Source organism: Ciceribacter sp. T2.26MG-112.2 (genome assembly GCF_900492205.1).
Taxonomy (GTDB): Bacteria; Pseudomonadota; Alphaproteobacteria; order Rhizobiales; family Rhizobiaceae; genus Allorhizobium; species Allorhizobium naphthalenivorans_A.
Genome location: NZ_UEYQ01000022.1, coordinates 13,467 through 34,089, shown reverse-complemented (window position 1 = coordinate 34,089; position 20,623 = coordinate 13,467). Strand labels below are relative to the sequence as shown.

Genomic DNA, 20,623 nt, shown 5'->3' with positions numbered 1-20,623 from the left:
GAACTTATCCATGAAGCTGTCGAAACAGTTCCCGCTGAATGCCCTTCGCGTGTTCGAGGCGGCCGCCCGGCACATGAGTTTCACGCGCGCCGGCGTAGAACTGGGCATGACCCAGACGGCGGTCAGCTACCAGATCAAGCTGCTCGAGGAGAATATCGGCGAGCCGCTGTTCCTGAGGAAGCCGCGCCAGATCGTGCTGACGGAAACGGCACAGCGCATGCTGCCGAAGGTGACGGACGCCTTCGCCGTCCTGCGCGAAGCGATCGCCACCGCGCGTCAGGATGCCGACGAGATCCTGGAAATCCACTCCCCGCCGACATTCGCCTCCCACTGGCTGGCCCGGCATCTCGGCGCCTTCCAACTCGCCCATCCCAACATTGCCGTCCGGCTTCTCCGCGGCTCCGTGCTGACCGACTTCAACCGGGAAAGCGCCGACCTCGCCATCCGCATCGGCCGGGGTCGGTGGCCCGGCCTCGCGGTCCACCCCCTGCTTCGGCTGAGCTATTCGCCGATACTGAGTCCGAGACTGGCCGAGAGCGTCGGCGGCATGAAGGAGCCGGCCGATTTGCTGAAGCTGCCGTGGATCACCGACGACGACGGACGCTGGACATACTGGTTCACGCTGGCGGGCCTCGATGCCGCGGAGCACACCGCACGGACGTTCGACGCAGGCGGCGTGCTCGATCTTGAAACCGGAGCCGCGATGGCCAGTCATGGCGTCGCCATGCTGAGCCCCTTCTTCCTTCAGGACGAACTGGCGTCCGGGCGCCTCATACAACCGTTCGAACTGAGCTGGCTGGACGACAACAGCTATTGGCTGGTCTATCCGGAAAGCCGGCGCAACCTGCCCAAGATCCGCAAGTTCCGCGAATGGCTGGAGGCCACTTTGGCGCCGGAACGGGTCGCCATGGGCCTCGATGCGCAATAGCGCGCGCGGACCTCGATCAAAGAAATTCTCTGGATTGGTCCGCGATCCGGCATGCGGGGCTTCCCTTGCCGTTGATAATTTCCGAGACTGACAGACCGGGGGGAAGAAAGGGATTTTCTGATGTACGAATACGCCATTGCCTGGGAATGGCTCTCCTTCGCGGTGCGCTGGCTGCACGTCATAACCGCGATCGCCTGGATCGGCTCGTCCTTCTATTTCATCGCGCTGGACCTCGGCCTGGTGAAGCGCCCGCATCTGCCGGTCGGCGCCTATGGCGAGGAATGGCAGGTACATGGCGGCGGCTTCTACCACATCCAGAAATATCTCGTCGCGCCCGCGACCATGCCGGAACACCTGACCTGGTTCAAATGGGAGAGCTATGCGACCTGGCTGTCGGGCTTCGCCATGCTCGCCGTCGTCTATTACGGCGGAGCGGATCTCTTCCTGATCGACCGGCACGTGCTCGACCTCACCCAATGGCAGGCGATCGCCCTTTCCGTCGCCTCACTCGCCGTCGGCTGGCTGATCTATGACCAGCTGTGCAAGTCGCCGCTCGGCAGGAACATCTGGGTACTGATGGGCGTGCTCTATGTCGCGCTGATCGCCATGGCCTGGGGCTATAGCCAAGTCTTCACCGGCCGCGCTGCCTTCCTGCATCTCGGCGCGTTTACCGCCACCATCATGTCGGCCAATGTCTTCCTGATCATCATCCCCAACCAGAAGATCGTCGTCGCCGACCTGATCGCCGGCCGCACGCCCGACCCGAAATACGGCGTCATCGCCAAGCAGCGCTCGCTGCACAACAACTACCTGACGCTGCCCGTCATCTTCTTCATGCTGTCCAACCATTATCCGCTGGCCTTCGGCACCGCCTATAACTGGGTGATCGCAGCACTTGTCTTCCTGATGGGCGTCACCATCCGCCACTGGTTCAACACCACCCATGCCCGCAAGGGCCGGCCGACGTGGACCTGGCTCGCCACAGTGCTGATTTTCATCGCCATCATGTGGCTCTCGACGGTGCAGAAGGCCCCGGTCGAGGAGGAGGTTTCCGTCGCGCCGAGCAACCTGCGCTTCGTCGAGAACGCCCATTACGAGGCGGCCCGCGACGTCGTCATGTCGCGCTGTTCGATGTGCCATGCCGCCGAGCCGGTCTGGGAGGGCATCGTGCGGCCGCCGAAGGACGTGAAGCTGGAGACCGATGCCGAGATCTCCGCCCATGCGCGCGAAATCTACATCCAAGCCGGCCGCAGCCACGCCATGCCGCCCGGCAATATCACCGAAGTCTCGGCCGAGGAACGCGCCCTGCTGGTCGCCTGGTTCGAGAGCGCGGTCTCGGAGGCCAAGCAGCCATGAGCGCCGTCCTCTATCGCGGCCGAACCCTGAGCTTCACCCGCGCGCCGGAGCATATCGACGATACCGGCAGCTATCGCTACGAGAGCGACGGCGCCCTGCTGGTCGAGGACGGCAGGATCGTCGCCGTCGGCGATTTCGCAGCCGTCAGCGCCGGTGCGCCGGACGGCACGGCCGTGATCGACCACCGCCCGCACCTGATCCTGCCCGGCCTGATCGACACCCATGTGCATTTCCCGCAGATGCAGGTGATCGCCTCCTATGCCGCCAACCTGCTCGAATGGTTGAATACCTATACCTTCCCCGAGGAATGCCGCTTCGTCGAACAAGCCCATGCCGAGCGCATCGCCAAGGCCTTCTTCGACGAGTTCTTCCGCAACGGCACGACCACCGCGGTCGCCTATTGCTCGGTGCACAAGGCCTCGGCCGACGCCTACTTCGCCGAGAGCTTGCGTCGCGGCAGCCTGATGGTGGGCGGCAAGGTGATGATGGACCGCAACGCGCCGCAGGGCCTGCTCGACACGCCTGAGACCGGCTATGACGAGACGCGCCAGGTGATCGCCGACTGGCATGCCAAGGGTCGCAACCACGTCGCCATCACCCCGCGCTTCGCCATCACCTCGACGCCGGAGCAGATGGAGCGCGTGCAGGCGCTGGCGCAGGAATTCCCCGACCTGCACATCCAGACGCATCTGTCGGAAAACCACGACGAGATCCGCTATACCTGCGAGCTTTTTCCCGACGCCCGGGACTATACCGACATCTACGCGCAGTACGGTCTTCTCGGAAAGAAGAGCCTGTTCGGCCATGCGATCCACCTGTCGGACCGCGAGGCCGACGCCATGAGCGAGGCGGGCGCGGTCGCCGTGCATTGCCCGACATCCAACCTCTTCCTCGGCTCCGGCCTGTTTCCGCTGCGCAAGTACCAGCGGCGTGACAAGAAACTGCGGATCGCGGTTGCCACCGATATCGGCGGCGGCTCGAGCTATTCCATGCTGAAGACCATGGACGAGGCCTACAAGATCCAGCAATTGCTCGGCGAGCGGCTGAACCCGCTGGAAAGCTTCCACCTGATGACGCTCGGCAATGCCGAGGCGCTGTCGCTCGAAGACCGGATCGGCACGCTGGAGCCCGGCACGGACGCCGATTTCGTCGTCTTGAACGCCGCCGCCACCCCAGCCATGCGGCTCAGGATGGAGACCGTCAAATCCCTTGCGGAGGAACTGTTTCTGCTGCAAACCTTGGGCGACGACCGGTCGGTCGTGGAAACCTATGTCGCCGGGCGGGCCGCACGCCCGGTCTCGTGACACTCCAGCGGTGCGGACGCGAATTCATCTTGCTGCAGCTCTTCGCCAATCTTGTCCTCGGCGTCGCGATGATCTCGCTGACCGTCGTCATTCATACCTTCGGCCTGATCTGGATCACCCATGCCATGAGCTGGATCACCGACCGGATCCGTCTCGCGGGACACCGCAGCCACTTGCTGGCGATGAACACCGTGGTGATCGGCGTGTTTGTCGTGCTGACCGCCGAAGTCTGGCTCTGGGCTCTGTGCTATCGCCTGCTCGGCTATATCACCGACTTTCCGACCGCGCTCTATTTTGCCACGATCACCTTTTCGACGGTCGGCTATGGCGACGTGGTGCCGGGCCACGAATGGCGCATGCTGGCTGCCCTCGAGGGGGTCAACGGTTTCGTGCTGATCGGCTGGTCGACGGCCTATCTGGTGGCCGCCGGAATCCGTGTCGGCCCGTTCCGCTCCGGCGAACATTTCTGATGGCACTCTGTCGTCAACGTCCAATGAGGTAATATCCCCGATGTCTCCCATTCTCGAGATCGCCGACCTGAAGCGGCTGGCGAAACGCCGCGTGCCGAAACTGTTCTTCGACTATGCCGACAGCGGCGCCTATACCGAGAGCACCGACCGCGCCAACGAGAGCGATTTTTCCAGGATCAAGCTGCGCCAGCGCGTGCTGGTCGACATGAGCGGCCGTTCGCTGGAAACCATGATGATCGGCGAGAAGGTCAGGATGCCGGTGGCGCTCGCGCCGACGGGGCTGACCGGCATGCAGCATGCCGACGGCGAAATGCTGGCGGCGAGGGCCGCCGAAGAATTCGGCGTGCCCTTCACGCTGTCGACCATGAGCATATGCTCGATCGAGGACGTCGCCTCAGTCACCACGAAACCCTTCTGGTTCCAGCTCTACGTCATGCGCGACCGCGATTTCGTGCTGAACCTGATCGAGCGCGCCAAGGCGGCGAAATGCTCGGCGCTGGTGCTGACCGCCGACCTGCAGATCCTCGGCCAACGCCACAAGGACCTGCGCAATGGCCTGTCCGCGCCGCCGCGGCTGACGCCGAAGCATCTCTTCCAGATGGCGACGCGCCCGCGCTGGTGCTGGAACATGCTGAAGACGACCCGCCGCACCTTCCGCAACATCCACGGTCACGCCAAGAGCGTCACCGACCTCGCCTCGCTCAATGCCTGGACGGTCGAGCAGTTCGACCCGCAGCTGTCGTGGAAGGATGTGGCGTGGATCAAGGAGCGCTGGGGCGGCAAGCTGATCATCAAGGGCATCCTCGACGTCGAGGATGCGAAGATGGCCGCCGAGACCGGCGCCGACGCGATCATCGTCTCCAACCATGGCGGACGTCAGCTCGACGGCGCCCATTCCTCGATCGCCATGCTGCCGCGCATCGTCGATGCGGTCGGCGACCGGATCGAGGTGCATCTCGACGGCGGCATCCGCTCGGGCCAGGACGTGCTGAAAGCCGTGGCGCTCGGCGCCAAGGGCACCTATATCGGCCGCCCCTTCCTCTACGGCCTCGGCGCCATGGGCAAGCCGGGTGTGACGAAGGCGCTCGAAATCATCGCCAAGGAGATGGACACCACCATGGCGCTCTGCGGCAAGCGCAGGATCGCCGAGATCGATGAAAGCATCATCGCGGAGAATCCGTTCAAGGGGTGAGATCGTGAGTGCCCGGAGGCGCGGACATCCGCGCATCAGAGCACAAATCGAGGCCGTCCTTTTCAAAGAGGGCCGAGCGATGTCGGCCCCTCTTCTCCCCCGCGGGGAGAAGGTGGCGCGTAGCGCCGGATGAGGGGGGCGAAGCCAATTGATGGCGGCGCACTTGGCCCCCTCATCGCCTCGCATTCGCTCGGCACTTCTCCCCGCTGGGGAGAAGAGGGAAATCCGCCGCCGCCCTCCTCAAGCTACCCAGCCAGTCGAAAGCGCGCTGATCCAGTCGGCCATGCCGTGCGCCTTCGCCAGTTCGGCGGCAGCCGCATTGTCGTAGCGCACCTGCCGGAAGGTCGGCTGCCAGCCGAGCGCGGTCTTCTCCAGCACGGCATAGGCGGCGAACGGCGTTCCGGCCTGGGCCTTGTGGTAGAAGGGCTTGTCATAGTCGAAGCCGGGGCAGCCGACGCTGCCGGGATTGACGATCAGCCGCCTGTCGGAAAGCTGCACCGAGCGGGCGATATGGCTGTGGCCGCACAGGATCAGCGGCTGCTCGATGCCGTCGGCCAGCGTTTCGATCTCATCGAGCGGCTTCAGGTGGAAGATGCCCTGAGCGCTCAGCGTCTCCATCCAATAGGTGTTGTCGTCCTTGGGCGTCGCATGACAGAGATAGACCTCGTCGCGATAGACGGCACTGAACGGCAGCGTGCGGATCCAGTCCAGATGCTCCGGTGACAATTGCCGGTAGGACGGCCGCTCCCAGTCGCCCATCTCTTCGAACGGCCGGTCGATCAGCGCCCGGTCGTGATTGCCGCGCACCGTCACGGCATCGAGCGGTATCAGCAGGTCGGCGGTCAGCCCCGCTTCGAGCGGTCCGGAAAAGCAGTCGCCGAGATTGACGATTTCGCTGATCCCCTGCCGGCGGATGTCCTCTAGCACGGCTTGAAGCGCCAGGTGGTTGCCGTGCACGTCGGCGATGGCGGCAAAGATCATCAGCTGCCCCGGTAGGTCGAGTAGCCGTAGGGCGAAAGCAGCAGCGGCACGTGATAATGCGCGCTCGTGTCGGAAATGCCGAAGCGGATCGGGATGACGTCGAGGAAGGGCGGCTCGGTCAGCGAAACGCCGCTCGCCTTCAGATAGTCACCGGCGTGAAACAGCAGCTCGTACTGGCCGGCCTGGAACTCGGCGTCCTGGAGCAGCGGCCCGCCGTCGATCCGGCCATCGGCATTGGTGAAGACCGTGGTGATCAGCTCGGCCTCCTCCCCGTTCATCCGCATCAGCTGGATCTTCAGCCCTTCGGCGGGTTTGCCGAGGGCGGTATCGAGGACGTGGGTGGTGAGGCCGGTCATAGATGGGGCTCCAGAATGCGGTATGGCGTTGCGAAGAAATGCTCTTCGAGATTGTTGCCCGGACCGTCGCGATCGACAACCAGAAAATCGGAGACCGCGCCGATCGCCATCAGCGGGTGATGCCAGACGTTGCGGCGGTAGTTCACCCCCTGGTCTGGACGCGCCAGGAAGACCTCAGGCCGGCCGGGCCGACCGCCCTCGTCCGGCGACACGGCCACCAGGAAGGACCGCCCAGACAGTGGCGAAAAACTCTGGCTGCCGAAGGGATGGCGCTCCATCATGCCGATCTCGTAAGGGAAGCTGCGCGGCTGGCCGCGGAAGATGTTGACGATCACTTGGCTCCCCTCGCCCGCAGCCTCCGGCGCAAACAGCGCGTGAAACCGCTCGGTGGTGCCGCCGTTGATCAGCCGCATGGTGGACGGATCGGCCTCGATCACCTCGCCGAAGGGCGAAAAGGCTTCGACGGTGAGCGGCTGGATGGAGAGGAGATGGGTCAAGCGGGGCTATTCTCCCTGGATATGCGGATGGCGCAGCTGGTCGATCTGGGCGATCAGTACCGGCAGGTCGTTCTGAACGGTATCCCAGACCAGCCGCCAATCGAGCGTTTCGTATTCGTGGACGACCACGTTCCGCAACCCCTTGATCTTCGACCAGGCGATGCCCGGCTGTTCGGACGCCACGTCCGGAACACGGTCGAGGATCCTCGATGCGGCGGCTGCGATCAGCACGAAGGTCATGGCGACCGCCCGCTGAGTGAGGATATCCCGCTCGAATGTCTCCAGTGTCGACCCGCTGACGAAGCTGATCGCCTCTAAGGCTGCCTCCTGCATGTCGAGAAGATTGTCGAGAAGCCGCTGCTCCGGGGTCATATGGCCGCCGCCTCGGCCAAGATCCGCTCTCGCATCCGGGGCTTTAGGCCGCCCGAGGTCACCACATCCACCTTACATGGCAGCAGTTGCTCCATCTCGGACTGCAAACCGCCCAAGTCGAACAATGTCATTCCCGGCAAGGCATCGACCAGGATGTCGAGATCGCTGTCGATCCGGTCCTCGCCACGCGCCACAGAGCCGAAGACGCGCGGGTTCGCCGCGTTGAAGCGTTTCGTCGCCTCACGGATCGCCTGACGGTTCTTTTCCAGCACTTCGGACGGCTTCATCGGCGCTCTCCTGCCCGGACATTATAGGCGAGCCGCTTCACCGAGGAAAGCACCCCGACTAGCAGACCACAGCCCCCCAGACACAGACGACGCCGGCTTTCGCCGGCGTCGCTGGGATCGTCTTGGGGATGGAAATGCGATCAGGCAGCGCTGCGGCCGTAGTCGGCGGTCGCCACTTCCGAGATCGTCTTCAGCACCTGCGAAGCGATCTGGTAGGGGCAGCCCTGGGAGTTCGGACGACGGTCTTCAAGATAGCCCTTGTAGCCGTTGTTGACGAAGGAATGCGGAACGCGGATCGAGGCGCCGCGGTCGGCCACGCCGTAGGAGAACTTGTCCCACGGGGCGGTCTCGTGCTTGCCGGTCAGTCGCATGTGGTTGTCCGGACCGTAGACGTCGATGTGCTCTTTCCAGTTCTTGGCGAAAGCGGCCATCAGGGCTTCGAAATATTCCTTGCCGCCGACTTCGCGCATGTACTTGGTCGAGAAGTTGCAGTGCATGCCCGAACCATTCCAGTCGGTGTCGCCGAGCGGCTTGCAATGGAACTCGATGTCGATGCCGTAGCCTTCACACAGACGCAGCAGCAGGTAGCGGGCGATCCAGATCTGGTCGGCGGCCTTCTTGGAGCCCTTGCCGAACACCTGGAATTCCCACTGGCCCTTGGCCACTTCGGCATTGATGCCTTCGTGGTTGATGCCGGCTTCGAGGCAGAGGTCGAGATGTTCCTCGACGATCTGGCGGGCGACGTCACCGACGTTCTTGTAGCCGACGCCGGTGTAGTACGGGCCCTGCGGCGCCGGGAAACCGTGTTCGGGGAAGCCGAGCGGGCGGCCGTCCTTGTAGAAGAAATATTCCTGCTCGAAGCCGAACCAGGCATCCTCGTCGTCGAGGATGGTGGCGCGGGCATTCGACGGATGCGGGGTGACGCCATCCGGCATCATGACTTCGCACATGACCAGCGCACCGTTGACGCGGGCCGGATCGGGATAGATCGCCACCGGCTTCAACACGCAATCGGAGCTGCGACCTTCGGCCTGCATGGTCGAGGAACCGTCGAAACCCCAGAGCGGAAGCTGCTCCAGCGTCGGGAAGGACTCGAACTCCTTGATCTGCGTCTTGCCGCGAAGGTTCGGAACCGGCGTGTAGCCGTCGAGCCAGATGTACTCGAGCTTAAACTTGGTCATTCTTCGTCTCTCTTCAGTCAGGCGCTCGCCCAAGAGCGCAACAGAGGGCTGATTCTCCGGCACGCCGGCGAGTCCCGATTAAGAAAGCATGAAGCGTGCCAACTTCGCTGAAAGCTGCGCCAATTGCCCGATTTTTTGACGCCCACCCCAGAACAGGGGCGGCCGGGCGGCCGGCAACCGTGAGCATTCTGCCTATTTTGTGGGAACCTCCACGGCCCTGGCGTGTTTTTCGCCGACATGGTCGCGCAATCCGAAGTGATGCAATTGCGACCACCGATAAAATTGCGGCCAATTTGCCTAGTGATTAGGCATTTTGCACTTTCCGTGTGCATTCACTCAGCAGCTCTGATAGACTTATTTCAACGAACTGTTCGCGACGAACGTAAAGAGGCAGTGGCATGACAACGAACATGGTTCGGGACTCTGCAATGATCTTGCAGTTCCCGGTTCGCAACATTCAGAAGCTGAGGGAGATGCAGGAGCGCGAGAGCCGCTCGCGTCCGCCCATCATGGAAAGCGGCTGCGGCGGCTGGTATCACCAGGAGGCCATCCGCGAAGCCGAAGAGGCGCGCAAGCAATAGGCGCGCCCCAGTCTTCAGATCTGGCGTCTGTCCACGTCAGGCCTTGATGCCGAAGAGACGCAGGCGCATGACGCCGCCGTCCGGATGCATGGCGAAACGAACGTGGGTGACGGGCCCGATATCGGCGATGGCCGGGCCGGCAAATTCGTGCTTGCGGTCCATTTCCAGCTTTTGCCTGCCCAGAATCGGCTTCCAGCCTTCCGAGGCGGCGATTTCCGCCTCGCTCCAGCTGTCGCCGGCTTCCGGCAGATAGGCACCAAGCAATTCGCAGGTGTCGGGATAATTGCCCTTGAAGAAATGCGTGTCGACAATGACGCGCCGGATCAGGCCGGCATGGCCAAGCCGGATGATCGCCCAGTCGTGCCCGGGCCCGCGCCGGCGCTTGGTCTCCCATCCGTCGCCCATGTTGAGGCCTCGGCCGGGGCCGAGCATCTTGTCGGGATGACCATAATGGGCGTCCGACCAGGCGAGCGCCTTGGCGCCGTGGAAGACGTAAGCCAGGTCGAGCTCCTGCTCCTCGCCGACCGCCGACCAGTCGAAATGCGCCGCCCCATACACCCGCAGCCGCGCCACGCCGCCATCCGGATAGATGTGCAGCCTGAGATGCGTCCAAACCCTGTCGCGGTCGGCATTCTCGAAGAAGTGCTGGGCGCTGGGCCCGAGCGGTGACTTCGGCAGGAGTTCGCTCCACTCGGTCGCCTCGGTCGGATCGCCCTCGGCGACGTAGGCCGCCTCGATCGAGCAATGCGGCGGGTAGTTGCCCGTGAAGAAGCGGGTATCCACGTCGAAGCCGAAGATACGGCCCGGCATGGCCAGCCGAATCACCGACCAGTCGTGGCCGGGCACCCGCTTTCGCCGGCTTTCCCAGCCGTCCATGTACTTGCCGTTGTCGTCGTAGAGCTCGGGATCGAATTCGGCCGGCGCGTCGTTCAGCATGCGCGACAGCGGCGCAAAGAACTCGTCGGTCGAGAATATCCCTTTCGCGCCGAGGCGGGCCGAAGCGAGGTTCACGGCGCCTGCGGCAAAGTCGGGCAGGACCACGGTCGAGATTTCGGGCATGTCAGCTGTTCTCCGGAATGAGGCTTTCGAGGCGAAGCCGGGCAATCTTCTCGACCTGCGCGCAGGCCGTGGCGAACTCGGTCTCGCGGCTGTTGTCGATCCGCGTCTCGAAGGCGGCAAGAATATCGTCCTTCGTCAGCCCTTTCACCGCGATGATGAAGGGGAAGCCGAATTTGGCCGTGTAGGCGGTGTTGAGCGCGGTGAAGCGGGCATGTTCCTCGGGCGAAAGCCGGTCGAGCCCGGCGCCGGCCTGCTCCTTGGCGCTGTCCTCGGTCAGCCCGCCGGCAATCGCCAGCTTGCCGGCGAGATCCGGATGGGCGCGCAGCACGCCGAGCCGATCGTCATGGGAGGCAGCCCGGAATTTTTCGACGAGCGCCGCATGCACCCCGGACGCCGTCAGCGGTTCGATGACCGCACCGGCGTCAAAGGCCCGCTCGGCGATGAAGGGCGAGTGCTCGAACACGCCGCCGAAGCGGGAAATGAAGTCCGCCTTGTCCATGAAGTCTCCCGGCACGCGAAGCAGTTGATCGGAACCGAGGCCAAGGAGTAGCGAAGCCCGGAGGGCTTGTCGAGGCGCCGCCCCGGTCCAATGGGGCTCAAGGTAAGAACGGCCTTCGGCGCTCCGCCACGGAAGGCATCAAGTCTCGACGAGATTGATTTCCAGCCTTGCACCCGTCGCCTCGGCATAGCGCCTCAGCGTCGCAAGCGACGGGGATACGCCACCACCTTCCAGTCGGGCAATCGCCGATTGGGTCGTCCCGATCCGGCGTGCGAGTTCCGCCTGCGACAGCTTGGCCCGGGTGCGCGCGAGCACCAGCGACTCGATCAACCGGAACTCCTCGTCCGCTTTTTGATATTCGGCCCGGAACTCCGGGTTCTCCATCAGCTTCTTCTTGAGATCGGCGATCCTGGTCATGCTTTCACCTCTTTCAGGCGCGAGCGGCCTCACACCGGCTTGTGGTGCTTGTGCCAGTGCTCGGCGATCTCGATGCGCTTCGGGATCCACACCTTTTCGTGGCTCGTCACATAGTCGATGAAGCGGGCAAGGGCTGCGGCGCGGCCGGGACGGCCGGCGAGGCGGCAGTGGAGGCCGACCGACATCATCTTCGCGCTGCCGGCCTTGCCTTCCGCGTAGAGCACGTCGAACGTGTCCTTGAGATAGGTGAAGAACTGGTCGCCGGAATTGAAGCCCTGCGGCGTGGCGAAACGCATGTCGTTGGTTTCGAGCGTATAGGGGATGATGAGGAAGGGCTTGCCGTCCAGGCCATTCACCCAATAGGGCAGATCGTCGGCATAGCTGTCGGAGGAATAGAGGAAACCGCCCTCCTCCATCACCAGCCGAAGCGTATTGTCCGACGGCTTGCCCTGGTACATGCCGAGCGGATGGCAACCGGTCAGTTCCTTGTGCAGGCGCACCGCCTCGTGGATATGCCGGCGCTCGAGCTCTTCCGGGAAATCCTTGTATTCGAGCCAGCGATAGCCGTGGCTGGCGATCTCCCAGCCCGCCTCCTTCATCGCCGCGACCGCTTCCCTGTTGCGCGCCATGGCGAGCGTCACGCCGTAGACGGTGACGGGCACCCGGCGTTCGGTGAACATCCGCCACAGCCGCCAGAACCCGGCGCGCGAACCGTATTCATAGATCGATTCCATGTTGAGATTGCGCTGGCCGGGCCAGGGTTGCGCGCCGACGATCTCGGAAAGCAGGTTTTCCGAGGCCGGGTCGCCGTCGAGGATCGAGCTTTCGCCGCCCTCTTCATAGTTGACGACGAACTGCACGGCGATTCGAGCATCGCCCGGCCAGCGCGGATCGGGAGGATTGCGACCATAGCCGGCAAGGTCGCGGGGATAGTTGGCTTCGTGCATCAAATCACCCTGAAATCGGACGCCAGACGGTAAGCAGGCCGGCGTCCGATGTCGAGATGGAAACGGCGCCCGTCACCCCAGCGTCCGGACCCCGGCCGCCCGCTCCGCCTCAGGCGATCTTGCGGGCCGCGACCCGGCCCATCGGGTGCAGGGAATGCACCACGAAGGGCGCGCCCGGTTCCTTCTCGACGAACAGGGCGAGGTTGGAAATCTCCACCGGATCGCCGAGCAAAGGCTCGAAATAGCCGGCCAGAGCGCTTTCCATCCGGCCGAAATCGCGGTTGAGCAACGGCCCGGTCAGCGTCATGTGGAAACGGAACTCGTCCATGACGTAAGGATGGCCCCAGCGATGCAGGTTGGAAAACTGCGAAGCCGACAACCCGTCCGGATTGCGCCGCTCGATCTCCGCCTCGCTGAGCGGAGCGCGATAGGCGTCGAACTGCTGCACCACGGCAGCGGCCAGATAGTCGAGCGCGGCACAGGGAGCCTCCGGCACGAGACCATAGTAGTCCCCGAGGCGACCCACCACCAGCCGGGGAATCTCGAACGGCTCGAGCGTCCCGGCAAAACGCATCAACTCGCGCAGCAGGGCGGCCTCCGTGCAGTCGCCACGCAGGTGGAACGGCGCCTTGAGCGTCGCATGGAAACCATAGCGGCGCGGCAGCGCGGTGTGAAAGGCGATCTCGTGCAGGCCGAGCCCGCGTACGGCGGGATGCTCGACGGCCTCGCCCGAATAGACGCTGCGCCCGAGCCAGCTTGCCGCCGCAAGCGTCAGCGCGTCGCTCGAAGGCGGGGTAAAGTAAATGGCATACCTCATGCGACACCTCGCTTCCGGGGGACGTCCATTTTAGCAATCGACGTTATAACGGAGGAGTTAGGTGATTTGCGTGACAGTATGACGACGGGAAACGCGCAAGCGCCTCACGCGACGCGTGCAGCGACCGCGATATGGTTGCTGAGATGGAAACCCTCGGGCATGACCGGAGGTTGGCCGACAATGGTGGAAAGAGCGGCATCGGCGAGCCGGTGGGCCATGCCGAAGCTGACCTTGAAGCCACCGGTCAGGGCCACCACACGCGGCGCGTCCGGATGCGGCCCCACCATCGGATCGCGATCGATCGCCTTTGGCCGCAGGCCCGCCCAGCGCTCGACCACCTCGGCGGCGCGCAGGATCGGCGCCAGGTCATGCGCGCGCGCGATGAGTGCCTCCAGTTGCTCGTTCGTCGTAAAGGGCGAAGCGAAATGGTCCTCGCTGGTACTGCCGATCGCGGCCATGCCGCCCTCGTGCGGTACGATGTAGAGCCCGTCGAGATAGAGCAAGGGCAGATCGGGGTCGATGTCGCCCTTGAGCAGGGCCGCCTGTCCCTTGACCGCCTGACCAAGCGGACGGGACAGAGGCGGGCCGAGCGTTTCGAGCAGGGGAAAGGCCTTGTATCCCGCCGCGAGGATGCAATGGCCGAAGGCAACGGTGGTGCCGTCCGTGAGACGTGCCGACGCGGCGCCGATCGCCGCTACGCCGCATCCCTCGATGATCCGCACATGCCGCGACGCGCGCAGTCGCTCGACCAGCATGCCGGTCAGCCCGCGCGGCGAAACCCGCGCTGAAAACGTGTCGTGGACATACCCGGCATGGCTGGCATCGGGCGTGGGCCAACCGGGACCGAACGGCGAGGCATCGACGGCATGCCAGTGGAAGGCGCGCTCCCCGGCCCGCCAGTTTTCCTTGGCTTGGCCCTCATGGCGCTCGGCGATCGTCCTCAAGTGTGGCTTCGGCAGAGGGATCAGCCGGCCGGAACGGCGATAACCGGCGAAGAGGCCCGTTTCACCCTCGAGGTTCCGCACCTCCTCTTCCAGCGACAGCAGCGCGTCGAACTGGAACTGCTTCTTGTCGTTCCACTTGTCCGGCATATGCGGCATCAGCGCGCCCAGCAGGCCGCCGCTCGCGCCCTGCGCCAGCGGCCCTTCGTCGACGATGAGCGTATCGATGCCGAGCCGGTCGGCCTTCAGCGCCGCCCACAGGCCCATGATGCCGCCGCCGACGATCAGCAGGTCGACAGGCGATTGACCGGCAAGCCCGCTGGCATTATCCGCTATCCTCATGGCCCATTCCACCTCGACATCACCGACCGCCCCGGCCGGCCAGGAACTCACCTGGCGCGACGGCGATATGCCCTATTCGACCGCCTTTGACGATCATTTTTATTGCCAGACCGATGGCAGGCTCGAATGCGGTCACGTCTTCCTCGCCGGAAACGGCCTGCCCGCGCGCTGGGTCCGGCCCGGCACGTTCCGTATCGGCGAACTGGGTTTCGGCACCGGCCTCAATGCCTGCGAGACCTGGCGGCAATGGAAAGCCACGCGACCGGACGGGGCCCACCTGCATTTCGTCTCGTTCGAGCTCTATCCGATGCGCGCTGAGGAACTGTCACGGGCGCTGACGCGCTGGCCGGAAATCGATGCCGAGCGGGAGGCGCTCGTGGCGCACTGGCCGGAGCATCCCGCAGGGGAAGTGGATATTGCGCTCGATGAACGGACGCGGCTGACCGTGCTGTGCGGCGACGCGCTGGAAAGCCTCGGCACCTGCCGGCTCGCCTTCGACGCCTGGTATCTCGACGGCTTCGCGCCCTCTCGCAACGCCGCCATGTGGTCGCCGGAACTGATGCGCGCGGTCTTCGACCACACGGTGCCGGGGGGCAGCTTCGCCACCTATGCGGCCGCCGGTTTCGTCCGCCGCAACCTGATCGCCGCGGGCTATGCCCTGGAGCGTCGCAAGGGATTTGCCGGAAAGCGGGAAATGCTGTGCGGCGTCAGGCCCCAATCAACTGCCCAGATCGAGGAGGCCTGAGCCGTCGCGCAGCGAATGGCCGAGCCAGCGCTCGATCTTCGCCTCGAGCTGCTCCGGACTGACCGGCTTCGACAGATAATCGTCCATGCCGGCGGCGAGGCACGCCTCCCGGTCGCTGTCGAGCGCATGGGCGGTCACGCCGATGATCGGCACATGACGCCCCTCACCCTCCGCCTTTTCCGCCTCGCGAATGGTGCGCGCCGCCTGGTGCCCGTTCAGCACCGGCATCGAAACGTCCATGATGATCAGCCGCGGATGAAGGGCGCGCCAGGCATCGATGGCCTCGCGCCCGTTGGTGACGACGCTGTGGGAAAGGCCGACCGCCTGGAGGATCTGGCGAAAGACGATCTGGTTGACCTCGTTGTCCTCGGCGACCAGCACGTCGCATTCCGTCCGGGCAGTGCTCACCGTGCGGCCGGGCCCGGCGGCCCCTGCCGACATCTCCCGATCGGTCTGAAGCGCAGGCGGTGCAGGCTGCCTTGAGGAACCGACATCCGCCGCGGGCGGGCTTCGCCAGCTGTTTGAATGCGGAGCGACCAGACGCGCCACATGCTCCGCGCGCTGACGCCCGCCGACCGCGCTTCCGAGCCTTGCGGCGCGCACCACCTCGACGATCGCATTGCGCAGCAGATTGGCGCGGGCCGGCTTCATCAGGTGCGCCTGGACATTCAGCTGCTGGAAGATCCGCTCGTCGCCGACCATGTCCATCGAGGTCAGGAAGACCATGGCAATCGCTTCGAAGCGCTTGTCCGCGCGGATCATCCGGGCCACGTCGATCCCGTTCATCACCGGCATCTGGTAGTCGATGACCAGCGCGTCGATCGTCACGCCGAGGCGATGGGCCTCCTCCAGAACGGCCATCGCCGCGGACCCGCTCTCGACGGCGACGCCATCGAAACCCCAGAGCGCCAGCTGCTCGGTGAGGATGCGGCGATTGATGTCGTTGTCGTCGATCACCAGGACGCGGGCGCCGTCGACATTGACAGGCAGCGGCTGCAGCTTGTGGCGTTCGTGGGCCATCGTGAACGGTATGCGGACGGTGAAGACGGAGCCTTCGCCGACAGTGCTCTCAACGTCGATGGAACCGCCGAACAGGTCGACCAGGCCGGCGGTGATCGCAAGACCCAGCCCGGTGCCTTCATGACGCCGCGTCGACGACGTGTCGACCTGCGAGAACTTTTCGAAGATCGAGGCCCGCTTGTCTTCGGGAATGCCGATGCCGGTATCTTCGATCCGCATCGTCAGCATCGACTGCGACGCGTCGCAGGGTGCGCTGGACAGTTCGATCAGCACATGCCCCTTTTCGGTGAACTTGATGGCGTTGCCGACCAGATTGGTGACGATCTGGCGGAAACGGCCGGGATCGCCGGACACCATGTGGCGCACGGTGGCGTCGCCGCGGACGATCAGTTCGATGTCCTTGTCCGCAGCCGATGCCGAAAGAAGCGTCGCCACGTCCTCGATCGCCTCGACGGGATCGAACGGCACCTTGCGCAACTTCAACTGCCCCGCGTCGATCTTGGAAAAATCGAGGATGTCGTTGATGATGGTCAGGAGCGCATTGCCGGACTTGACGATGATGTCGACGAAGGTCTTCTGGCGGGTGTCGAGAACCGACCGCGCCAAAAGTTCGGCCATGCCGAGGACACCGTTCATCGGCGTGCGGATCTCGTGGCTCATATTGGCGAGGAATTCGGACTTGGCCTTGTCGGCCGCCTCGCTGCGGGCAAGCAGCACGGTCAGTTCCGCCTCGCGGGTCTTGAGTTCGGTGATGTCGGTGCACACGACCATCCAGTGGCCGCGCCCGCTCGCCGTCGCCTCCATCTGGATCCAGGTCTTGCCGTTGCTGAGGAAGGTCGCCGAAAAACCGTTCTCCGAGTGAACCTTTTCCTGCCAGTCCTTGAGCACCGCCATCGGCTCCGGGCCGAAATCGCCGCGCCGGGCACAATAGGCAAAGCCGGCATGCCAGCTCTGGCCGGGATCGAGCAGCGTCTGCGGCACCGCGAGCATACGCACCAGCGACTCATTGCTCTGGATGATGACCCCATCCTCGATGACGGCCAGGCCCTGCGCCATGACGCGGGTCGCGTCCGTCATGAACTGCCCGAGCCGTTCGAGCTGTTCGCGCGCCTCGCTGAACTCCCGCTCCCGGCGGCGAAGCTCGGTGAAGTCGGAATAGGTGACGAGAAACTTGCGGTCGGCGAGCGGCGTGGTGGTGATGAGGACCTGCTTGCCGTCGGGATAGACGAGTTCGCGCTGGATCGTCCCTTCGATCGACCGCATTTCGGCGATTCGGTCTTCCAGACCGGGCTCGAAGTCACGCCCGCCTTCCCAGGTCCAGCCACGGTCGTGATTGGTTCGGGCATAGTCGCGGAACGTCGTTCCCTCCAGCACGCGGTCGGCGGGCCATTCCCAGATCTCGCGGCTCTTGGAATTGGCGAACTCGATGACCAGGTCCTCGTTGAGGATGATGACCCCGACCGGCATGATCCTGAGAATGTTCTCGATGTCCCCGTAGAGTTTTTCAGCCCGTGCCTGAGCCTGCATGAGCTCTCGCTCGCGGGCCTTCAGATCCGAAACATCCGTGATCGAGCCGACGAGGTAGCGCCGCTGGTCGGGCGTGGTGATGCGATTGAGGCGCGTGATGACGGAGTGGATGCGCCCCTCGGCCAGCGGCAGGTCCTGCGCGCGCTCGATCGGCTCGCCGTTTTCCAGAAGGTGCAGGTTCTCCTCGCGCAATTGCTGTCCCAGTCGCGGGAACATCTCCTCTTCGTTGAGGCCGTAGAACTTGTCCTGCTTCTCGCCCTGCAGGGCCGCATAGGCGGAATTGGCGAAGATCAGCCGGCGTTCGCCATCGCGGATGAAGACGGGAACGGGCAATTGCTCGATCGCGGTGCGGTAGAGAACACTCTCCTGCTCGCGTTGATGCAGCGCGGTGATATCGGAATAGGTAATGAGGATCTTGCCACTGGCGAGCCGCTTGCTGCGGATGGCCAGGATCCGGCCGCTCAGCGTTTCGGCACGCGACGTCGCGGTGTTGTCCGGATCGTTGAACTGCGCCACGCGCTTGTTGAATATCCGTTCGACATCGTCATCGACATTCGTCGATCCGACGCGCCGGACGGTGTAGGCGACGAAATCCCGATAGTGCCATCCCGCCATGTCGACCGGGGCATCCGTCTCCAGCATGTCGTAGAAGGCGTCATTGGCATAGTCGATGGCATGGTCGGCCGAAAGGATCAGCACCCCCACCGGCATGGACCGGAGAAGGCTTTCGACGTGGCGATGCAACCCTTCGGCCTCGTCCTGCGCCTCGACCAACTGGGTTTCGCGGCTCTTCAAGGCCGATATGTCGGTGACCGAGCCGACCATGTAGCGCGCCCCGTTCGGCATGGTGATCCGGCTCGCGCGCGAGATGACCGGAACGGCAATGCCGTCCTTGCGCACGAAGCAGTCTTCCACCTCCATCGTCTCCCCGTCTTCGAGGATGCGGCAGTTCTCGGCATGGTAGCGGTCGCCGCGCTCGGGAAAGGCCTCCTGTTCGGTCTTGCCGATCAACTGCTGCAGGGGCTGGCCGACAATCTCGAGGAAGGCACGATTGGCAAACACCATGCGATGCAGTTCATCGCGGACATAGGTCGCAACGGGAAGATCCTCGAGCGTGGCGCGGAACAGGGTATCGGCGCACCCACCGCACGCCTCGGCGCGGGCTGCAGCGCCGGCGGCCTGCCGCGTTTTCGATGGACCGGCACACTTTGCCTTCGACACGCTCGGCGGCGCCTCCTCGAACATGCCGAATACGTAGATGGAATCGTCGTCGCCGAAAAACCGTTCGACGCGCAGCGGATAGCGGTCATGGCCGAACGGATCGAAGACCAGCGTCGTCTGCTCGTCGCCGAACACCACGACCTGGCGCTCGCGATCGTCGCGCACGCCGTCCTCGAGCCGGCCGAACAGCTCGCGGTCGGTCTTGCCGGCGAATACTTCCGGCGCCTCGCGGAAGAAGCGCGCATAGGCCTCGTTGACGACCACATAGCGCAGTTCGCTGTCCTTGATGAAGGCGGGCACCTCCAGTTCGGCGATCTTCTCGCAGGCCAAGTTGAGCAAATCGCCACCCATGTTCAAGAACCGTACTCCTGCCCCAGAAAATGCTCTCGAATGGTAAATGCGAGGTAACCAGGGAGCAATGATAGGCCTTTGCGCCGATCGCGCGGGACTTCATATGGGGGATAACAATGACGTCTTAGCCTTGCCCGAGCCTTTCAGCCGGGCTGCCCTTGCGCCACCGCGGAATTTGCACGGAAAAGACCCCGGACGGGCTGATCCCGTCCGGAGCCGTTCTTCCCGGCCGCGTTCACTCGGAGGCTTTTCTCCCGGCCTTGAAGATCAGGAGCGGCGCTTCCAGCCATTGAGCATGGCACGCACGAGGTTTTCGCGGTGTTCGACACTGGCGAGGGCGACGCCGGCGAGATGCAGGGCGACAAGACCGAGCGTCACATTGACCAGCGCTTCATGCGTTTCCTCGACCCATTCGATGCCCCAGAAGGCATTGGTGGTCATCATGTAGCCGGTGGACGCCGTGCCGGCGATCGCCAGGAGAAGGGCGATCACCATGGCGCCGCCCGCCGGATTGTGGCCGAGATAGCGCTTCGCCCGCATCCGGGCCGTATCGGCGAGGAAGGCCAGGATCGCCTTCGGACTGCGGACGAAGCTCCCGAACCGCGCATGTTCCGTGCCGATCAGCCCCCAGACGACGCGGAAGCCCAGAAGTCCGGCGATCAGGTAGCCGGAGACGATATGGGCGGACTTCCACTCGTCGCCGGTCAGGTAGGAAAAGGCAAAGAGCCCGACCAGCGACCAGTGGAAGATCCGCACGAACGGATCCCAGACCTTGATCCATTCCGTCCGCGTGGCGCGGACGGAATGGGCGCCTCGCATGTCCTGCGCGGCGTCGGACATCAATCGTCTCCCTCGACGCCGACCTGGACGCCGGTTTCCGGGTTGAACAGGGCCTCGACCTTCTTGCCGTCCTTGATGCCGTAGACCTCGTAGCAACCGTCCTCCATCTTGATCTGGCGGACTTCGAAGCCCATGCCGACGACCTTGGCCTTCAGCGCGTCCTCGGTCATCCACTTTTCCTTCGGCACATTGCCGCACGAATACTCGCCTTCCGCCAAGGCGGCCGAACCGAAAGCGGCCGTGGCGAAAAGGGCGGCGAAAATAATCTTCTTCATGAGTTCGTCCTTCGTCCTTGGGCCGAGCACCATTGTCCTCGACCAACGACGCAGACCCTAATCCGTCCGGGCTGAGCGATAGCTGACACGCCATGTCAGCGAAAAATCAGTTTCGGC

General features: G+C 64.1%; 22 protein-coding genes. 7 read left to right on the top strand and 15 right to left on the bottom strand.

Going from position 1 to position 20,623, the window contains the following annotated elements:
* The first annotated feature begins 10 nt into the window (after window positions 1–10).
* The 5 genes from DYZ14_RS20035 to DYZ14_RS20015 all read left to right on the top strand — a co-directional run bounded on the left by DYZ14_RS20035 (window position 11) and on the right by DYZ14_RS20015 (window position 5,250).
* Entirely contained in the window at window positions 11–928 is a 918-nt protein-coding gene (locus DYZ14_RS20035) for a LysR substrate-binding domain-containing protein (protein WP_154722331.1), read from the top strand.
* Window positions 929–1,048: 120 nt separating this feature from the next.
* Window positions 1,049–2,284: a urate hydroxylase PuuD gene (gene puuD, locus DYZ14_RS20030; protein ID WP_154722330.1), complete on the top strand. Its 1,236-nt coding sequence runs from the start codon at window positions 1,049–1,051 to the stop codon at window positions 2,282–2,284.
* A complete protein-coding gene (gene guaD, locus DYZ14_RS20025) occupies window positions 2,281–3,588 on the top strand; it encodes a guanine deaminase (protein WP_154722329.1) in 1,308 nt (435 codons plus the stop codon). Before puuD ends, guaD begins: the two co-directional genes overlap by 4 nt.
* A gap of 29 nt (window positions 3,589–3,617) precedes the next feature.
* Window positions 3,618–4,058, top strand: a complete 441-nt coding sequence (locus DYZ14_RS20020) for a potassium channel family protein (protein WP_232365617.1) — start codon at window positions 3,618–3,620, stop codon at window positions 4,056–4,058.
* 40 nt (window positions 4,059–4,098) lie between these two features.
* Window positions 4,099–5,250 carry an alpha-hydroxy acid oxidase gene (locus tag DYZ14_RS20015; RefSeq protein ID WP_154722328.1) on the top strand — a complete coding sequence of 384 codons (1,152 nt, stop codon included), beginning with the start codon at window positions 4,099–4,101 and terminating at the stop codon, window positions 5,248–5,250.
* 240 nt (window positions 5,251–5,490) lie between these two features.
* Here the strand turns inward: DYZ14_RS20015 and DYZ14_RS20010 are convergent, their stop codons facing one another.
* The 6 genes from DYZ14_RS20010 to DYZ14_RS19985 form a co-directional block, all read right to left on the bottom strand.
* Complete coding sequence (locus DYZ14_RS20010; protein WP_154722327.1) at window positions 5,491–6,231, bottom strand: metallophosphoesterase family protein; 741 nt, start codon at window positions 6,229–6,231, stop codon at window positions 5,491–5,493.
* On the bottom strand, window positions 6,231–6,587 hold the full coding sequence (gene uraH, locus DYZ14_RS20005; RefSeq protein WP_115672361.1) for a hydroxyisourate hydrolase: 357 nt from the start codon (window positions 6,585–6,587) through the stop codon (window positions 6,231–6,233). The genes DYZ14_RS20010 and uraH overlap by 1 nt, the downstream gene beginning before the upstream one ends.
* Window positions 6,584–7,084, bottom strand: coding sequence for an ureidoglycolate lyase (locus DYZ14_RS20000; protein WP_154722326.1), 501 nt, complete (start codon window positions 7,082–7,084; stop codon window positions 6,584–6,586). Before DYZ14_RS20000 ends, uraH begins: the two co-directional genes overlap by 4 nt.
* 6 nt (window positions 7,085–7,090) lie before the next feature.
* Window positions 7,091–7,456 (bottom strand): HepT-like ribonuclease domain-containing protein, encoded by a 366-nt coding sequence (locus DYZ14_RS19995; RefSeq protein ID WP_154722325.1) that lies wholly within the window; start codon window positions 7,454–7,456, stop codon window positions 7,091–7,093.
* A complete protein-coding gene (locus DYZ14_RS19990; RefSeq protein ID WP_154722324.1) occupies window positions 7,453–7,743 on the bottom strand; it encodes a nucleotidyltransferase family protein in 291 nt (96 codons plus the stop codon). Before DYZ14_RS19990 ends, DYZ14_RS19995 begins: the two co-directional genes overlap by 4 nt.
* A 140-nt stretch (window positions 7,744–7,883) precedes the next feature.
* On the bottom strand, window positions 7,884–8,924 hold the full coding sequence (locus tag DYZ14_RS19985) for a glutamine synthetase beta-grasp domain-containing protein (protein ID WP_154722323.1): 1,041 nt from the start codon (window positions 8,922–8,924) through the stop codon (window positions 7,884–7,886).
* Window positions 8,925–9,352: 428 nt separating this feature from the next.
* On the opposite strand from DYZ14_RS19985, the gene DYZ14_RS19980 reads away from it, so the two are divergent.
* Window positions 9,353–9,505 (top strand): DUF2735 domain-containing protein, encoded by a 153-nt coding sequence (locus tag DYZ14_RS19980; protein WP_232365616.1) that lies wholly within the window; start codon window positions 9,353–9,355, stop codon window positions 9,503–9,505.
* Between the two features lie 36 nt (window positions 9,506–9,541).
* Here the strand turns inward: DYZ14_RS19980 and alc are convergent, their stop codons facing one another.
* The 6 genes from alc to DYZ14_RS19950 all read right to left on the bottom strand — a co-directional run bounded on the left by alc (window position 9,542) and on the right by DYZ14_RS19950 (window position 14,527).
* Window positions 9,542–10,564 (bottom strand): allantoicase, encoded by a 1,023-nt coding sequence (gene alc / locus DYZ14_RS19975; RefSeq protein ID WP_154722321.1) that lies wholly within the window; start codon window positions 10,562–10,564, stop codon window positions 9,542–9,544.
* Window position 10,565: 1 nt separating this feature from the next.
* Window positions 10,566–11,063 carry a 2-oxo-4-hydroxy-4-carboxy-5-ureidoimidazoline decarboxylase gene (gene uraD / locus DYZ14_RS19970; RefSeq protein WP_154722320.1) on the bottom strand — a complete coding sequence of 166 codons (498 nt, stop codon included), beginning with the start codon at window positions 11,061–11,063 and terminating at the stop codon, window positions 10,566–10,568.
* A gap of 138 nt (window positions 11,064–11,201) precedes the next feature.
* Window positions 11,202–11,480, bottom strand: coding sequence for a helix-turn-helix domain-containing protein (locus DYZ14_RS19965; RefSeq protein WP_115672352.1), 279 nt, complete (start codon window positions 11,478–11,480; stop codon window positions 11,202–11,204).
* Window positions 11,481–11,509: 29 nt separating this feature from the next.
* On the bottom strand, window positions 11,510–12,427 hold the full coding sequence (gene puuE, locus DYZ14_RS19960; protein ID WP_154722319.1) for an allantoinase PuuE: 918 nt from the start codon (window positions 12,425–12,427) through the stop codon (window positions 11,510–11,512).
* A 109-nt stretch (window positions 12,428–12,536) separates the two neighbouring features.
* Window positions 12,537–13,244 (bottom strand): DUF1045 domain-containing protein, encoded by a 708-nt coding sequence (locus DYZ14_RS19955; RefSeq protein WP_154722318.1) that lies wholly within the window; start codon window positions 13,242–13,244, stop codon window positions 12,537–12,539.
* A gap of 104 nt (window positions 13,245–13,348) precedes the next feature.
* Window positions 13,349–14,527, bottom strand: a complete 1,179-nt coding sequence (locus tag DYZ14_RS19950) for an NAD(P)/FAD-dependent oxidoreductase (protein WP_154722317.1) — start codon at window positions 14,525–14,527, stop codon at window positions 13,349–13,351.
* On the opposite strand from DYZ14_RS19950, the gene mnmD reads away from it, so the two are divergent.
* Window positions 14,526–15,272 (top strand): tRNA (5-methylaminomethyl-2-thiouridine)(34)-methyltransferase MnmD, encoded by a 747-nt coding sequence (mnmD, locus tag DYZ14_RS19945; protein WP_154722316.1) that lies wholly within the window; start codon window positions 14,526–14,528, stop codon window positions 15,270–15,272. The two genes, DYZ14_RS19950 and mnmD, sit on opposite strands and share 2 nt — an antisense overlap.
* Here the strand turns inward: mnmD and DYZ14_RS19940 are convergent.
* From DYZ14_RS19940 to DYZ14_RS19930, 3 genes are all read right to left on the bottom strand, one after another.
* Entirely contained in the window at window positions 15,246–19,391 is a 4,146-nt protein-coding gene (locus DYZ14_RS19940) for a PAS-domain containing protein (protein ID WP_154722315.1), read from the bottom strand. The two genes, mnmD and DYZ14_RS19940, sit on opposite strands and share 27 nt — an antisense overlap.
* A gap of 267 nt (window positions 19,392–19,658) precedes the next feature.
* Entirely contained in the window at window positions 19,659–20,210 is a 552-nt protein-coding gene (locus DYZ14_RS19935) for a cytochrome b/b6 domain-containing protein (protein ID WP_154722356.1), read from the bottom strand.
* A 20-nt stretch (window positions 20,211–20,230) separates the two neighbouring features.
* The gene (locus DYZ14_RS19930; RefSeq protein WP_154722314.1) at window positions 20,231–20,506 is read right to left on the bottom strand and encodes a PepSY domain-containing protein; all 276 of its coding nucleotides are present in this window, start codon (window positions 20,504–20,506) and stop codon (window positions 20,231–20,233) included.
* Window positions 20,507–20,623 lie beyond the last annotated feature (117 nt).

Coding starts and splice junctions, on each gene's coding strand:
- DYZ14_RS20035 (WP_154722331.1), top strand. CDS start 11: ATGAAGCTGTCGAAACAGTTCCCGCTGAATGCCCTTCGCGTGTTCGAG.
- puuD (WP_154722330.1), top strand. CDS start 1,049: ATGTACGAATACGCCATTGCCTGGGAATGGCTCTCCTTCGCGGTGCGC.
- guaD (WP_154722329.1), top strand. CDS start 2,281: ATGAGCGCCGTCCTCTATCGCGGCCGAACCCTGAGCTTCACCCGCGCG.
- DYZ14_RS20015 (WP_154722328.1), top strand. CDS start 4,099: ATGTCTCCCATTCTCGAGATCGCCGACCTGAAGCGGCTGGCGAAACGC.
- DYZ14_RS20010 (WP_154722327.1), bottom strand. CDS start 6,231: ATGATCTTTGCCGCCATCGCCGACGTGCACGGCAACCACCTGGCGCTT.
- uraH (WP_115672361.1), bottom strand. CDS start 6,587: ATGACCGGCCTCACCACCCACGTCCTCGATACCGCCCTCGGCAAACCC.
- DYZ14_RS19995 (WP_154722325.1), bottom strand. CDS start 7,456: ATGACCCCGGAGCAGCGGCTTCTCGACAATCTTCTCGACATGCAGGAG.
- DYZ14_RS19990 (WP_154722324.1), bottom strand. CDS start 7,743: ATGAAGCCGTCCGAAGTGCTGGAAAAGAACCGTCAGGCGATCCGTGAG.
- DYZ14_RS19985 (WP_154722323.1), bottom strand. CDS start 8,924: ATGACCAAGTTTAAGCTCGAGTACATCTGGCTCGACGGCTACACGCCG.
- DYZ14_RS19980 (WP_232365616.1), top strand. CDS start 9,353: ATGATCTTGCAGTTCCCGGTTCGCAACATTCAGAAGCTGAGGGAGATG.
- alc (WP_154722321.1), bottom strand. CDS start 10,564: ATGCCCGAAATCTCGACCGTGGTCCTGCCCGACTTTGCCGCAGGCGCC.
- uraD (WP_154722320.1), bottom strand. CDS start 11,063: ATGGACAAGGCGGACTTCATTTCCCGCTTCGGCGGCGTGTTCGAGCAC.
- DYZ14_RS19965 (WP_115672352.1), bottom strand. CDS start 11,480: ATGACCAGGATCGCCGATCTCAAGAAGAAGCTGATGGAGAACCCGGAG.
- puuE (WP_154722319.1), bottom strand. CDS start 12,427: ATGCACGAAGCCAACTATCCCCGCGACCTTGCCGGCTATGGTCGCAAT.
- DYZ14_RS19955 (WP_154722318.1), bottom strand. CDS start 13,244: ATGAGGTATGCCATTTACTTTACCCCGCCTTCGAGCGACGCGCTGACG.
- mnmD (WP_154722316.1), top strand. CDS start 14,526: ATGGCCCATTCCACCTCGACATCACCGACCGCCCCGGCCGGCCAGGAA.
- DYZ14_RS19950 (WP_154722317.1), bottom strand. CDS start 14,527: ATGAGGATAGCGGATAATGCCAGCGGGCTTGCCGGTCAATCGCCTGTC.
- DYZ14_RS19940 (WP_154722315.1), bottom strand. CDS start 19,391: ATGGGTGGCGATTTGCTCAACTTGGCCTGCGAGAAGATCGCCGAACTG.
- DYZ14_RS19935 (WP_154722356.1), bottom strand. CDS start 20,210: ATGCGAGGCGCCCATTCCGTCCGCGCCACGCGGACGGAATGGATCAAG.
- DYZ14_RS19930 (WP_154722314.1), bottom strand. CDS start 20,506: ATGAAGAAGATTATTTTCGCCGCCCTTTTCGCCACGGCCGCTTTCGGT.